Raw genomic sequence first — 14,582 nt, 5'->3', positions numbered from 1 at the left:
CCCGGCCCCCTCCGCCCGCTCGACCTCCGCCACGGCGATCGCCCGGGCCGACTCCCGCCGCCCGGCGTGGAGTTCGGCCCACGCGGCGAGCACCGGCGCCTCCTCCTCGGGCAGCAGCGCCACGACCCGCTCGGGCCGCTCCTGGAGCAGGGCGAGTTCGGCGCGGGCGGTGCGCACCTCGAAGTGGGCCTGCCGGTCCGCCCCGGCCAGCCGCTCCGCCCGGTCGAGCAGCGGCTCGGCCCGCCCGGCCGCCCCGTCCCGCATCCGTACCCGGGCCAGCGCCGCGAGCGCGTACGGCAGCGACCACGCGTCGCCCGCCTCCACGCCCGCGACGGCCGCCTCCGCCAGCTCCCGTGCCTCGTCGAACTCGCACAGCAGCAGCCGCAGTTCGGCCAGATTGGCCCGCTCGAACGCGGCGGCGGTCGGATCGCCCGACTCCTCGGCGAGACCGAGGGCGCGCCGCCCCGTGTCGACGGCCTCGCGCAGCCGCCCCTCGCGGCGCGCGTTCTCGCGCAGTACGGAGAGCACCGAGCCGAGCAGCGCCGAGTCCCCGTACGCCTCGGCGGGCGCGAGCGCCAGATCCGCGGCCTCCCTGGCCTCGCGGAACCGCCCGGCGAGCGCCAGGTTGGTGGCCTGCCCCGCGTGGCAGCGGGCGAGCAGCCCCTGGCCGGTGAGACCGGGCACCAGCAGCGCGGCGGCCAGGGCCTGCCCTGCCGCCTCGTACCCGGCCTCGTACCCGCCCTGGACGCCGAGCGCCACGCACCGGGCGAGGTGGTGGGAGGCGGTCGGTTCGGGCCCGGTGTCGCCGGTGGGCGGGTGCTCGTGCAGCAGCGCGAGACCCGCCGCCGGATTCTCGGCCTTGACGAGCGTCTCGGCGAGCCGGGCCGCCGCGAGCACGGTGTCGTCGTGGTCGCCGCGCCGCACGAACTCGGCGAGCGCGAGCCGCAGCACGTCGGCCGCCTGCCCGAAGTGGCCCATGCGGCGCAGGACTTGAGCGTGGGCGAGCCGGGCCCGGGCCGCGTCCACGTCGAGCCGGGCGACGAGGTCGCGGTAGTAGCGGTCGGCGGTGTCGTTGGCGTAGACGGCCGCGGCGCGTTCGGCGGCCCGGTGCAGATACTCGGCCGCGCGCGGATCGTCGGCGCGGGCGAAGTGCGAGGCGAGGGTGTCGACGGCGTCCGGGCGGCGGCGCAGCACGGTCCGCGCGAAGGCGGCGTGCAGGTGCCGACGCCGGACGGCCGTGAGCTGTTCGTAGCAGGTGAGGCGGACGAGCGGGTGCCGGAAGGCGAGCCCCGCCTCGGCCCGGCCCGCGACCACGACCTGCCGCTCCTCGACGAGCGCGGCGCCGATCGCGTCCTCCAGAGCGGCCACCGCGTCCAGGGGCGGTCGAAGACCGTGCTCGGCGACGTCGAGCAGCTCGCTCAGTGCGACCTCGCCGCCCACGACGGCGAGGGCCTCGACGACCCGCCGCGTGTCGCGGTCGAGCCGCCCGAGCCGCTCGCCCACCAACTGCCGTACGCCGTCGGGCGCTTCGTCCGAGATGGGCCCCCGGGCGAGTTCGAGCGCGAAGAGCGGGTTGCCGAGGGAGAGTTCCCAGACGCGGTCGAGGCGCTGCGCCGGGACGCCGACGTCGCGCACCACGGCGAGACAGGCTTCCCGGTCGAGCCGCCCCACGTCCTCGCTCACGGACAGGCGCGCGCGCCGCAGCGCGACGAGCGCCGAGCGGCGCGGGTCGCCCTCCGGGACCTCCTCGCCCCGGTACGTCACGAGGAACCGGAGCGGTGTGCCGTCGCCCGCGACCCGCCGCGCCAGATGGCTCAGCAGCTGGAACGAGCCCTCGTCGGCGGCGTGCAGATCGTCGAGGACGACCAACACGGGCCGGGTGGCGGCGAGTTCACCGAGCAGCGAGCCGGCAGCCCGGAACAGCCGGTCCCGCTCCTCCTCGGGGGAGCGCTCGCCGTCCGTCCTGACCCGCCCCAACGACGGTAGGAACGCGGCCAGTTCGGGATACTCGGCGCCCACCCCGGCCCGCTCCCCGGCATCCCACTCGGCGAGCCAGCCGTCGAGGGCCTCGGCGAACGCCCCGTACGGCGTGTGCCCCTCGGCGTCGTGCCCGCCGCCCCACAGCACGGCGGTCCCGGTCGCTGCGGCCCGCCGCGCCACCTCGGCGGCGAGGGTCGTCTTGCCGACTCCGGCCTCACCGGTGAGCAGGGTGACCGGCGGTCGGTCGGCGGTGAGCAGCCGCCGGAGAACGTTGTCACGGCCGCGCAGCGGACCCTCCGTCGGCGCCCGCAGCGGGGCGGGCAGCGAGGGTGCTGTCAGAGCGGGGGAGGGGGAGTCGGTCAGCGCGAGCCGGTGCAGCCGCTCGGTGTCGGGCCCGGGGCGCACCCCCAACTCGGAGTCGAGTGCTTCCCGGCACAGGTGGTACTGGCGCACCGCGAGCCGCCGCAGCCCCTGCCCCAGATACGCCTCCATGAGGATCCGGTGGGCGGCCTCCTCTGCGGGACTGTCCGCGAGCACCAGCTCGGCCGCGGCGGCCGCCTCGGTGAGGGCCCCCTGCGCCATGTGTGCGGCGGCGAGCGCGAGCTGCACCTCCTCGCGCAGGGAGGCCAGCTGCCCGCGCCGGGCCTGGGCCCAGCTCGCGTAGCGGTCCTCGGGGAGCAGATCCCCGGTGAACAGATCAAGGGCGGCGGCGAGTTCGCCCCGTGCCCCGGAGTCGAGGGCGGCCCGCGCCGCCGCCTCGGCCTCGTCGGCGTCGATCCGTACCGTGGCCGGATCGAGCCGCAGCAGCGCGCCGTCGGATATCAGGTACGAGGAGCTGGCGCGCGGCGCGAGTTCGGGTTCCAGCGCGCGCCGCGCGGCGTGCAGGGCGACCCGCAACGAACCGGTCGCCGACTGCTGGTCGGCGTCCGGCCAGCAGATGTCCATGGCCTGCTCGCGGTGGAGCTGGTGGTCGGGCACGACGGCGAGCAGCTTGACCAGGGTCCGGGCGCTGGGCCGCGTCCAGCGTTCGGCGGGCGCCGGGCCGTTGTCGCAAGTTGTCGCGAAGCCGCCGAAAAGGTGCAATCGCAGCAGCGGGGTGGCTGGAATAGTGCGGTCCGTCTGCTGCGCGTTCATGAGGGCGCAACTGTAACCGAGCATTCTGAGAACCCCCTGGGCGAGGCCCAGGGGGTTCATGAGGGACGTTCGGGTCCGGCCGTCAGGACACGGTGAACACCGTGAGCTGGCGGACCGCGGTGTACGGCGAGGAGTAGCCGCCCTCTTGGAGCTCCGCCATCCGGTAGATGCCGACGTCGTCGAAGTTGAGCGAGACGATCTCGTCCGTGCCGTCGCCGTTGAGGTCACCGGAGACGTACTCGCGGCCGCCGTAGATGTTGCCGGACGCGAGCCGGGAGAGGGTGCCCGTCCTCACCCCGGCCGGGTCCAGCAGGTCGAAGCCGGTCTGACCGGCACCGACCAGGTAGCGCACGCCGTTCGGGCCGGTGAGGAAGCCGCCGGTTTGGAAGACGCCGCTGCCGCTCACACGGTGGTCCTCACCATCGGCACCGAACAGGATGATCTGGTTGGTGCCCACCATGTAGAGGCCGTCGGGACCGGTGAACCAGTTGCCCAGGGTCCAGGGGCCGCCGGTGTTGGCGGAGTGCAGCACCTTGCCGGTACGGCCGTCACGGATCTCGGTGACCGCGGTCAGACCGCCCTTGCTGTCCCGGATGTACCAGGTGTCGGCGACCGCGTGGCCGTCCGCGTAGGGGATCTCCTTCGAGGCGAAGGCGGCGCCCCGCATCGCGGTGGCGCAGAGCACCACCGTGCCCACGGGCTTCGGGTCCGTGTCCGCCCAGACGGCCTTGCCGTCGCTGCCGTGCACGGCGACGGCTCCGGCCGGCCGGCCGCAGGGGGAGCTCGCGTTCGGGTCCGAGTGGTCGTACGCGAACGCGTCGCGGCTGCCGTACTGGCCGTAGACCTGACCGTCGACGATGCTGACGTCACCGAAGACGGTGTTCGCCGCCGGGGCGGTGTACGCCCACTTCTGGCGGCCGCGGCCGTCGTAGGCGCGGATCTTGTCCGTGGGGACGAGGATCTCGTCCTTGCCGTCGTGGTTGAGGTCACCGGTGGCGAGCGACCACACGAACTGGCCCTTGCCGTCGATCGTCGTGCGGACCTTGCCGGTGGTGGCGTCGACGACGGCCGTCGCGTTGTCGGCCGCGACGACGAGCTCGTCGGTGCCCTTGCCGTCGAGATCGGCCTTGACGATCTTGTGGATCTGGCCGGGGACGGTGGTCTTCCAGAGCAGCTTCGTCCTGCCGGCCGTCATCGACGGGCCGTCGAAGGCGAAGAGGCCCTGGGACTGGCCGCCGGCCACGATGTCCTTCTTGCCGTCGCCGTTGACGTCCATCAGGACGGCCGACCACAGCTGGGACTGGATGGGCGTGAGGGAGTCTTGCTTGCCGCTGTCGAGCTTGTATACGTGGATGTTCTGGTCCGTGTCCACGGTGCGCAGGAGCCGGCTCTTGCCCTGGGCGAACGGCTGGGACCAGGCCTGCGAGGCGACCATGCCGCGCTTTTCCCACCTCACCGTGCCGTCGCTGCCCTTGAGCACGGAGATCCGGGCGAACCTGCCCCCGTGGCTGTTGACCGCGTAGTTGAAGTCCTGGTCGTCCTTGTAGTTGGCGACGAGGCTGCCGTCGACCGCCGTCAGGTTCCAGGCAGTCGCACCGTCCTGGGAGTTGTCGGCGTCGCGCTTGACGGTGCGCTGCCACAGCACGGAGGCGTCGGAGCCGTTGAGTGCCCGGACCGTGTTGGCGTTCACCCACATGTTCTCGTCGAGCGTGTCCTCGCTGACCGCGTACTCCGGCTTCGCGTCGCCCTGGATGTCGCCGACTTCCAGGTCCATGGCGAAGACGTTGGTCCGCTGGTCCAGGGTGGTGCGCTTGCCGTCGGCGAGGTCGTAGCCGACGATCTCGTACCCGACGGCGTCGTTCACGTCGGACATCTCCAGCGCGACAAGCCGCTTGCGGGAGGCGTCCAGGTGGAGCTGGCGCGAGTAGAGCTGGTTCGTGGACTGCCACTTGACGCTGCCGTCGGCCGTGTCCAGGACCAGGGTGTGACCGGCCGTGGTGTCGGTGGCGGAGGTCTTGCGCTTGTTCCAGGAGGCCGCGACCAGGCCGCCGCCCAGCGGCTCCAGGCCCGACCAGGCGGCGCCCGTGAACAGGCCCGTGTCGTACGTCCACGAGCTCGCCTCGGTCAGCTTGCCGTCGGCGTGGTCGAAGCGGATGCCGGTCAGCGTGGAGGTCGAGCTGCTGGACGCGGAGGTGTTGTAGTACGGCGTGTCCGCGACCAGCAGCGTCTTGCCGACGAGCTTGATCTGGTACGCGCCCGCGTACAGCTTGGTCCACAGCGTCCTGCCCGAGGCGCCGTCGAGGACGGTCACGAACGTGCCGGTGTGCAAGGTGCTGCCGGTGTGGTTGAACGGCCGGTAGGGGTAGGTGCCCACGTCGGCGGTGAACACCAGGTCCGGTACGCCGTCACCGGTCAGGTCACCGGTGTCGTAGCCCTCGTCGGACGTCGGCGAGAAGGGGGTGACCACGTTGAAGCCCATGACGACCTTGGCCGGGTACGGGTCCTTGTTGTAACGCGGGGTGAGGACGGGGATGTCCCACTCTTTGAAGTAGGAGGTGTTGTCCCGCTTCCACGTCTCCTTGCCGTCCGCGGAGCGCCGGGAGATGTTCCCGCCGGCGTGCACGGTGAAGTAGTCGCCGTCGGTGCCCGCGACGGGGGTGGTGGCGGCCATGCCGGTCGCGCCCTCGGAGGAGCCCGTGGCGGTGACCGTCGGGGCCGGGAGGGCATCGGTGCCCGCGGCCGCGGCCGCGGTACCCATGAGGCCCGGACCCGAGCCTGCGACCGAGTCGGTGACCGTGCCCGTGTCGGCTGCGGAACCGGACGAGTCGTCCGCCGCGGCGGCTTCGCCGTACACGTCGGGCTGGAGGCGCTCGCTGAGCTTCTTGGCCTGGGCGTCCGTGAGGGAGAGCACGCCGCTGTCGTGGTCAGCGGCGACGGCGACAGCCGGGGCCGCGCTGAGCGCGAGGCCCGCCGCCACCAGGGCGGATGCGAGGCGCAGGCCTCTCCGGGAAGTCTTGTTCATCACGCGCCCTTAGGGGAGAAGCGGATGGCGGAGGAGTTCTGGAGCACGTTCTGGTTGTACGCGTACTGGAGGGCGTCGGTGCCCGCCTGGTTCTCGATGCCGATCGTGGCGCCCGCGCCCTTGTCGGCGACCGTCTGGTACTGGAAGGTGACCGACCCGGTCGCCTCGTCGAAGACGGCCTCGAAGGTGGTGCGGCCCGAAGTGCCGTTCGCGTAGGCGGCGTTGTTCCACACGATGGCGAACTTGCGGCTGCCGGTCTTGCCGGTGGTGGCGGTCTGCACGGAGGACTTGCCGTCGAGCGTCAGGTCGTCCCACAGCGGGGCGACGAAGCCCTTCGCGCTGTTGTAACCGGTCGTCGGCAGCGCGGTGTTGTTGTAGTCGCCGACGCGCGGGGACAGGAAGTTGACCAGACCGTTGGTGTTGACGGAGGCGGACGTGTACGAGACGCCGTACAGACTCACCGAGAAGGGCAGTGTGACCGTCGCGGCGTCCTCGTCACCGGACAGGGCGATCTTCTTGGAACCCGCGATCCATGAATAGGCGGCCGGCGCGCAGGAGTTGCCCGTGATGTCGGTGCGGTTCGGGACCTGGACGGTCTTGGCCAGATCGCCGGAGCCGACGGTGGCGGTGCCGTTGTACACGCCGTTGCACAGCACCGGGGAGACCGGCTTGACGTTCAGGCTGTAGGAGCCCTCGGCGACCTTGGCGAAGGAGTACTGGCCCTTGGCGTCGGTGGTGACGGCGTCCAGCGGCGTCCCGGTCAGCTCGACCTTCGCACCCGCGAGGGCCTTGCCGGTGACGTCGAGGACGGTTCCGGAGACCTTGTGGGAGGCGGTCGCGGTCAGCGCCATGTCCTGCGTGTAGGCCTGGCTCGTGGCGACGGTGACAGCGTTCGCCGAGCCGTTCGCGTAGCCGTAGCCGCTGAACGTGAAGGCGTAGGTGCCGGCGACCAGCGTCAGCCGGTAGCTGCCGTCCGAGCCGGTGTTGACGGTACGGACCGTGCCGTCGGCCGCGGTGGCCGTGACGGTGACGCCGGACAGGGCGGCGCCGGTCGCCTTGTCGGTGACCTTGCCGGTGACGGTGGCCGCGGTGTGCGGGGCCTTGTCGATGGAGGTGAGGATGTCGAGCTTGCCGTTGCCCCAGACGTTGTTGGCGTCGGCGGTGCCACCGCAGTGGGTGTCGTCGACGTCACGGGCGCCCTCGTTGAGGAGCTTCTGGGTCTCGGCGATGTTGCCGATCAGCGAGGGGGCCGCCGACCACAGCAGCGCCACGGCGCCCGCGACGTGCGGGGTCGCCATCGACGTACCCGAGATGGTGTTGTACGACGAACCCGGCCACGCGGACTTGACGGCCGTGCCCGGCGCCGTGATGTTCGGCTTCATCGAGCCGTCGATCGGCGAGGGGCCGAAGCTGGAGAAGCTGGAGATCTTGCCGGCGGAGTCGTAGGCACCCACGGCGTAGGCGTCGGCCTGCGAGCCCGGCGGGTGGGTCGTCGCGCAGGTCGTGCCGTTGCCCTCGTTGCCGGCCGCGAACGCCTCGAAGATGCCCGCGGCTTCCCAGGCGGCGATGATGTCCTGGTAGAACGGCTCGGTCCCGTACTTGTCGCCCCAGGAGTTGTTGACGATGTTCGGCGCGAGGTCCGGGCGCGGGTTCTGACCGTTGTGGTCGGTCGGCGCGAGGATCCACTGACCGGCCGCGAGCAGGTCGTCGTCGTAGCACGTGTCGCTGGCGCAGCCCTTGGCAGCGATCCACTTGGCGTTCGGCGCGACACCGATGCCGTTCTTGCCGACCATCGTGCCCATGGTGTGGGTGCCGTGGCCCGCGTTGTCGCACGGGGTGCTGCTCGTGGCGCAAGTCCCCGACGGGTCATAGAAGTTGTAGTCGTTGGTGAACGTGCCGTCGCCGTTGTTGCCGCGGTAGTTGGCGACGAGGTCCGGGTGGTCGTACTGCACACCCGAGTCGACGCTGGCGATGACGATGCCCTCGCCGCGGTCCTTGTACTGGTCCCAGACCTGGTTGGCCTTGACGTCGGAGATGCCCCACTCGGGCGTCGCGTCACTGTCGGTCGTCGCGTCGGTCGACGCGTCGCTCTTCGCCGACGTGGTACGGGACTTGGTGACCTTCTTGTCGGAGGTCTCCATGGCGTCGAGCTTGAACGAACGCCGCTTGACGATCGACTTCACGTCCGAGCGCTTGGCGAGCTCGTTGACGAGGGCCTTGTCGCCGGTGACCTGGATCGTGTTGGCGATCCAGTAGTCCTTGTGGCCGACCTTCTTCTTGTCGAGGAAGGACCTCAGCGACGCCTGGCTGTCGTCGGCGTGCTCGCGAAGTTCCTTGTAGGCAGCCGTGGCGGCCTTCGCGTGCGTCTTCTGCTTCTTGGCGCCGGACAGATCGGCCTCGTCCTTCAGGGTGATGAAGAACGTCGCCTCACCGCCCTTGGCGACAGCGCTGCTCAGCGACGAGTCGATCTTCGCGGCGGCAGCGGTGTCGGCCGCGGACGGGGTGTCGGCGGCGACGGCCGGCATCACGCCGGTCACCAGTGCGGTGGCGGTGAACGCGGCTGCCGCCCATGCGGCGGTTCTGCGCCGTGGCGGTCGGGGCAGGTGCATCGGGGGTGTGCTCCTCCGGGTCGGGACGAGATCGCGTGCACGGTAGGGAGCCGCCGTTACTGTGGAATTACTGGCAGTTGGGGAGGGGTGGCGGGGTGGTCGTGAGCACGAGAAACCCCCTGGGCCGAGGCCCAGGGGGTTTCGTCGACTACCGCTGTGCGCGGGTCAGGACAGCGTGAACGTGGTCATCTGGTGGATGCCGTCGTCGAGGGACAGCACACCGCCGCCCAGCAGACCGGCCATCCGGTTGTTGCCCAGGTGGTCGAAGTTCAGCGACACCATGTCGTCGGCACCGTCACCGTCGAGGTCGGCGGCGAGGTAGTTCCGGCCGCCCATCAGCGTCACGCCACCGGTGGAGGACTGGAAGGAATTGCCGGAGGTCAGCAGGGACGGGTCCCACACGCCGGCCCCGGACTCGGTGCCACCCGCCACCAGCCTCCGCCCGCCCGGCCCGGTGATGAACTGGGCCCGGCGCAGCGGCGAGACCACCGAGCTGTAGGTCTCCTTGCCGTCGGCGTCGAAGCCGTACCACACGCCGAAGCCCATCGCGTACAGCGGGGTGGTGCCCGTCGCGGTGTCGTCGATGAAGTAGTTGCCGAACGACCAGGGGCTGCCGGTGACCTTCGTGTGCAGCACCTCGCCGGTGCGCCCGTCGCGGATCTCCATGACGGTGTGCGCGGTGGCGCTGCTGAGGTCGCCTGCGGTGGTCGGGTCGGTGAACGCCATCCAGGTGTAGACGACCGCGTGCCCGTCCGCGTACGGGATCTTCGGCGACGCGAAGACCGCGTGGTCCAGGACCGCGCCGTGCAGCTTGCCGTCGACCGCCTTGGCCGGAGCCTTCGGGTCGGCCGTCCAGATGACCTTGCCGGTCTTGCCGTTCAGGGCGAGCCCGTTCTGGGCGGAGTCGGCGAGATCGAGCGCGTTCACGCTGGAGTACTGCGTGTACACCTGCCCGTCGGAGAACACCGTGTCGGAGAACACGACGTCACCGGCGCTCGACGGCGCGGAGTACGACCACAGCTTCGTGCCGCGGGCGTTGTAGACGCGCAGGGCGTCGGTCGGGACGAGGACCTCGTCCTTGCCGTCGCCGTTCACGTCCTCGACCGTCACCGAGCGGACGTACTGGCCGCCTCCGTCGATGGTGGTCAGGGTCTTGCCGGTGGCGCCGTCGAGGATGACGGTCGCGGTGTCGGCGGCGACGACGACCTCGGGCTTGCCGTCGCCGTTGACGTCACCGGTGGCGATGTTGTGCACCTCGCCGGGGACGGTGGCCTTCCACAGCTGCTTCGGCTCGCCGCTGACCAGCGACGGGCCCGACCAGGCCCACACGCCGTCCGAGTTGCCGCCCGCGACGACGTCCTTCTTCTTGTCGCCGTTGAGGTCGACGGCCTGCGCGTAGTTCAGGTCGCCCTGGAGCGGGGTGAGGCTCTGCTGCTTGCCGCTGCCCAGCTTGTACGTGTGGATGTTCTGGTTCAGGTCGACGGTGCGCACGAGGTCGGTGCCACCGGACTTGAGCAGCTCGTGGAACATCGGCGACGCGTTCACGCCGTCCTGCCGCCAGTCGACAGCGCCCTTGCCGTTGAAGACGGTGAGGGCGCCGTAGCGCAGGTCGGCCTCGTTGTCGGCGGTGGTGATGTCCTTGTCGCTCCGCGCCGAGCTGACGAGCTTGCCGCCGGCCGCGTCCAGGCGCCAGACGATGGGACCGTCGGAGGTGTTGGCGGCGTCGCGCTTGAAGGTGTAAGTCCACTTGACCGTCGAGCCGTCCGTGCCCTTGAGGACGCGGATCGTGCTGGCGTTGATGACGTAGTTCTCGTCGAGCGTCGCCTCGCTCACCGCGTACTCCGCGCCGTCGCCGGACGACGCGTCACCGACCGTGAGGGCCGTGGCCATGGAGTTCTCACGGGTGGTCAGCGTCGTGCGCTCACCGCTCTTGAGGTCGTACGCGACGATCGAGTAGCCGACCGCGTCGCTGGAGTCCGGCTGCTCCAGGGCGACGAGACGGCCGCGCGCAGCGTCCAGGTGGAGCTGGCGGCCGTACAGGTCGCTGTCGCTCGTCCAGTCCACGGAGCCGTCGCCGACGTCCAGGAGGACGGTGGTGCCGTGCCCGTCGACATCGGTGGTCTTGCGCAGGCTCCAGGACGCGGCGATCTTTCCGTCGCCCGTGCTCTCCAGGGCGCCCCAACTGACGCTGCGGTTCTCCTTGGTGTCGTACGTCCACGTCGCGGACGGGGTCAGCGTACCGTCGGCGTATCCGAAGCGGATGCCCGTGAGCGTGGCCGTCTCGGAGGCAGGGGCGACCGAGTTGTAGCGGGGCGAGTTCGCGAGGACCAGCGTGCCGTCGACGACCTTGACCTTGGTGACGTACGAGTACAGCTTCGACCACAGCGTCTTGCCGGTCTTGCCGTCCATGACGGTCACGAACGTGCCCTGGCTCAGCGAGGAGCCCGGCGAGGTGAACGCCCGGGGAGTGGGGGTGAAGCCGACGGCGGCCGAGGTGACGATGTCGGGCGTTCCGTCGCCGGTCAGGTCCGCGGTGTCGTAGCCCTGGTCCGATGCGGGCGAGAACGGGCTGACGGCGTTGTAGCCCATCACGATGCGGGCCGGGTACGGCTCGACCCGCCACGCCTGCAACGGCTTGACCTGCCAGTCCGTGTACAGCGAGGCGTTGGTACGGGCCCAGGCGGTGGAGCCGTCGGCGTTGTGCAGCTGGACGCTGCCGAGGCTGTTCACGGTGTAGTACTGACCCTTTGCGACGGGCACCGTGTCGGCGAGGCCGCGCACGCCTTCCAGCGTGGACTTGGCGTTGAAGGTGACCTTCGCGCCCACGCCGGCGACCGACGCGCCGTCGGTCGCGGCCGAGACGCCGGACCCGGAGTCCGTGGCGGAGTCCGTACCCGAGACGGAGTTCGCGGTCGCGTCCTTCGCGTCCGAGCTCGTGTCGGTGTCCGTGGCCGTCCGGTCGCCGTACACGTCGACGCTCATGCGCTCGGCGAGCTTCTTGGCCTGGGCGCTGGTCAGCTTCATGACGCCGTCGTCGCCGTCGGCGGCCGAGGCCAGCGGGGCGGCGGTCAGGCACAGGCCCGCTGCGACCAGGGCGGAGGCGAGCCGCACGGCCCGCCGCGAGTGGAGGGCTCTCATCACTTGGCTCCCTGCGTGAAGCGGACGGCGGTGCCGTTGCCGATCACGGACTGGTTGTAGGAGTACTGCAGGGCGTCGGTGCCCGCCTGGTCGGCGATGCCGACGGTGGCGCCCGCGCCCTTGTCGGCGACCGTCTGGTACTGGAAGGTCACGGCGCCGGTGGCCTCGTCGAAGACGGCCTCGAAGGTGGTGCGGCCCGAAGTGCCGTTGCCGTAGGCGGCGTTGTTCCACACGATGGCGAACTTGCGGCTGCCGGACCTGCCGGTGGTGGCCGTCTGCACGGAGGACTTGCTGTCGAGCGTCAGGTCGTCCCACAGCGGGGCGACGATGCCCTTGACACCGTTGGCGCCGGTCGACGGCAGCACGGTGTTGCTGTAGTCGCCGGTGCGCGAGGACAGGAAGTTGATCAGGCCGTCGGTGGTGACGGAGGCCGAGGTGTACGAGACGCCGTAGTGCTTGACCGGGAAGGGCAGCGTGACCTTCGCGGCGTCCTCGTCACCCGACAGGGAGACCTTGCTGGAGCCCTTGATCCACGAGTAGGCGGCCGGGGCACAGGAGTTGCCCGCGTTGTCGGCGCGGTTCGGGACCTGGACGTTCTTGGACAGGTCGGCGGAGCCGACGGTGGCGGTGCCGTTGAAGACGCCGTTGCACAGCACGGGGGCGACCGGCTTCACCACGAGGTTGTAGGAGCCCTCGGAGACCTTGGCGAAGGAGTACTGACCCTTGGCGTCGGTGGTGGCGTTGTCCAGTGGCGAGCCGTTCAGCTCGACCTTCGCACCCGCGAGCGCCTTGCCGGTGACGTCGAGGACGGTGCCGGAGACCTTGTGCGAGGGAGCCGCGGTCAGCGCCATGTCCTGTGTGAAGGCCTGGCTCGTGGTGAGGGTGACACCGGCCGCCGAGCCGTTCGCGTAGCCGTAGGTGCTGAAGGTGAAGGTGTACGTGGCCGGAGGCAGCGTCAGCCGGTAGGTGCCGTCGGCGCCGGTGGTGACGGTGCGGACCGTGCCGTCGGCCGCGGTGGCCGTGACGGTGACGTGGGACAGGGCGGCGCCGGTCGCCTTGTCGGTGAGCTTGCCGGTGACGTCGGCCGCGGTGTGCGGGGCCTTGTCGATGGAGGTGAGGATGTCGAGCTTGCCCTCGCCCCAGACGTTGTTCATGCCGGCGGTGCCGCCGCAGTGGGTGTCGTCGACGTCACGGGCGCCCTCGTTGAGGAGCTTCTGGGTCTCGGCGATGTTGCCGATCAGCGAGGGGGCCTCCGACCACAGCAGGGCCACGGCGCCCGCGACGTGCGGGGTCGCCATCGACGTACCCGAGATGGTGTTGTACGACGAACCCGGCCACGCCGAGGTGATGTCCTCGCCCGGCGCCGAGATGTTCGGCTTGGCCGAGCCGTCGACCGGGGAGGGGCCGAAGCCGGAGAAGCTGGTGATCGAGCCGGCGGAGTTGTACGCGCCGACGCCGTAGGACGTGTCCTGCGCACCGGGCGCGCGGGTGGTCGAGCAGGTCTTGCCGTCACCGTCGTTGCCGGCGGCGAACGCCTCGAAGATGCCCGCGGCGTTCCACGCCTCGACGATGTCCTTGTAGAACGTCGAGACGCCGCCGCCCCACGAGTTGTTGACGATGTTCGGGGCGAGGTCAGGGCGCGGGTTCTGACCGTTGTGGTCGGTCGGCGCGAGGATCCACTGACCGGCCGCCAGGAGGTCGGCGTCGTAGCAGTCTTCGGAGGACGCGCAGCCCTTGGCGGCGATCCACTTGGCGTTCGGCGCGACGCCGATGCCGTTCTTGCCGACCATCGTGCCCATGGTGTGGGTGCCGTGGCCGCTGTTGTCGCACGGGGTGCTGCTGGTGGCGCACGTGCCCGACGGGTCGTAGAAGTTGTAGTCGTTCGTGAACGTGCCGTCGCCGTTGTTGCCGCGGTAGTTGGCGACGAGGTCCGGGTGGTCGTACTGCACACCGGAGTCGACGCTGGCGACGACGATGCCCTCGCCGCGGTCCTTGTACTGGTCCCAGACCTGGTCGGCCTTGATGTCCGAGATGCCCCAGTCGGGCGTCTCGGGGCTGACAGCCGTCGACTCGGCCCCCACCGTCGCGGTGCGCGACTTGGTGACCATGGCGTCGGACGTCTCCATGCCGTCGAGCTTGAAGTGCCGCGCCTTGACGATCGAGGCGACGTCCGAGCGCTTGGCGAGCTCGTCGACGAGGGCCTGGTCACCGGTGACCTGGATCGTGTTGGCGATCCAGTAGTCCTTGTGGCCGACCTTCTCCTTGTCCAGGAAGGACTTGAGGGAGGCCTGGCTGTCGTCGGCGTGGTCGCGCAGCTCCTTGTAGGCGGCCTTGGCCTTCTTCGCGTGCGTCTTCTGCTTCTTGGCGCCGGACAGGTCCGCCTGGGACGTGAGGTTGACGTAGAACGTCGTGTCGCCGCCCTTGGCGACGGCGCTGCTCAGCGCCGAGTCGATCTTCGCGGTAGCCGCTGCGGACGGGGTGTCGGCGGCGACGGCCGGCATCACGCCGGCGGCCAGAGCGGTCGCGGTGAACGCGGCCGCCGCCCATACGGCGGTTCTGCGCCGGGGCGGTCGGGGCAGGTGCATCGGGGGTGCTCCTCCGGGAACGGTACGGGGGAGTTCGCACGCTAGAAAGATGCCGTTACTGAGGAATTACTGGTGGCGTGACGGGGGTCTCCGGTCCGTCCCTGGCGCCGGAAA

The 14,582-nt window shown here is 70.7% G+C and carries 5 protein-coding genes; all 5 read right to left on the bottom strand.

The features are described 5' to 3' along the window. Window positions 1-3,114 (bottom strand): ATP-binding protein (locus M4J07_RS18065; protein WP_255973112.1); only part of this gene is annotated, 3,114 nt, incomplete at its 3' end. Between the two features lie 82 nt (window positions 3,115-3,196). After that, entirely contained in the window at window positions 3,197-6,136 is a 2,940-nt protein-coding gene (locus M4J07_RS18060) for an FG-GAP repeat domain-containing protein (protein ID WP_255973110.1), read from the bottom strand. After that, on the bottom strand, window positions 6,136-8,745 hold the full coding sequence (locus tag M4J07_RS18055) for a S8 family serine peptidase (protein ID WP_255973108.1): 2,610 nt from the start codon (window positions 8,743-8,745) through the stop codon (window positions 6,136-6,138). Before M4J07_RS18055 ends, M4J07_RS18060 begins: the two co-directional genes overlap by 1 nt. 165 nt (window positions 8,746-8,910) lie before the next feature. Next, window positions 8,911-11,883, bottom strand: a complete 2,973-nt coding sequence (locus M4J07_RS18050) for an FG-GAP repeat domain-containing protein (protein ID WP_255973106.1) — start codon at window positions 11,881-11,883, stop codon at window positions 8,911-8,913. Further along, window positions 11,883-14,468: a S8 family serine peptidase gene (locus M4J07_RS18045; RefSeq protein ID WP_255973104.1), complete on the bottom strand. Its 2,586-nt coding sequence runs from the start codon at window positions 14,466-14,468 to the stop codon at window positions 11,883-11,885. The genes M4J07_RS18050 and M4J07_RS18045 overlap by 1 nt, the downstream gene beginning before the upstream one ends. Window positions 14,469-14,582: the final 114 nt, after the last annotated feature.

Origin of the sequence: Streptomyces longispororuber, assembly GCF_024448165.1 — a bacterium.
GTDB lineage: Bacteria > Actinomycetota > Actinomycetes > Streptomycetales > Streptomycetaceae > Streptomyces > Streptomyces longispororuber_A.
This window is presented reverse-complemented; position numbering and strand designations above follow the sequence as displayed.

Excerpts from the sequence above, each read along its gene's own strand:
- M4J07_RS18060 (WP_255973110.1), bottom strand. The coding sequence starts at position 6,136 with ATGAACAAGACTTCCCGGAGAGGCCTGCGCCTCGCATCCGCCCTGGTG.
- M4J07_RS18055 (WP_255973108.1), bottom strand. The coding sequence starts at position 8,745 with ATGCACCTGCCCCGACCGCCACGGCGCAGAACCGCCGCATGGGCGGCA.
- M4J07_RS18050 (WP_255973106.1), bottom strand. The coding sequence starts at position 11,883 with ATGAGAGCCCTCCACTCGCGGCGGGCCGTGCGGCTCGCCTCCGCCCTG.
- M4J07_RS18045 (WP_255973104.1), bottom strand. The coding sequence starts at position 14,468 with ATGCACCTGCCCCGACCGCCCCGGCGCAGAACCGCCGTATGGGCGGCG.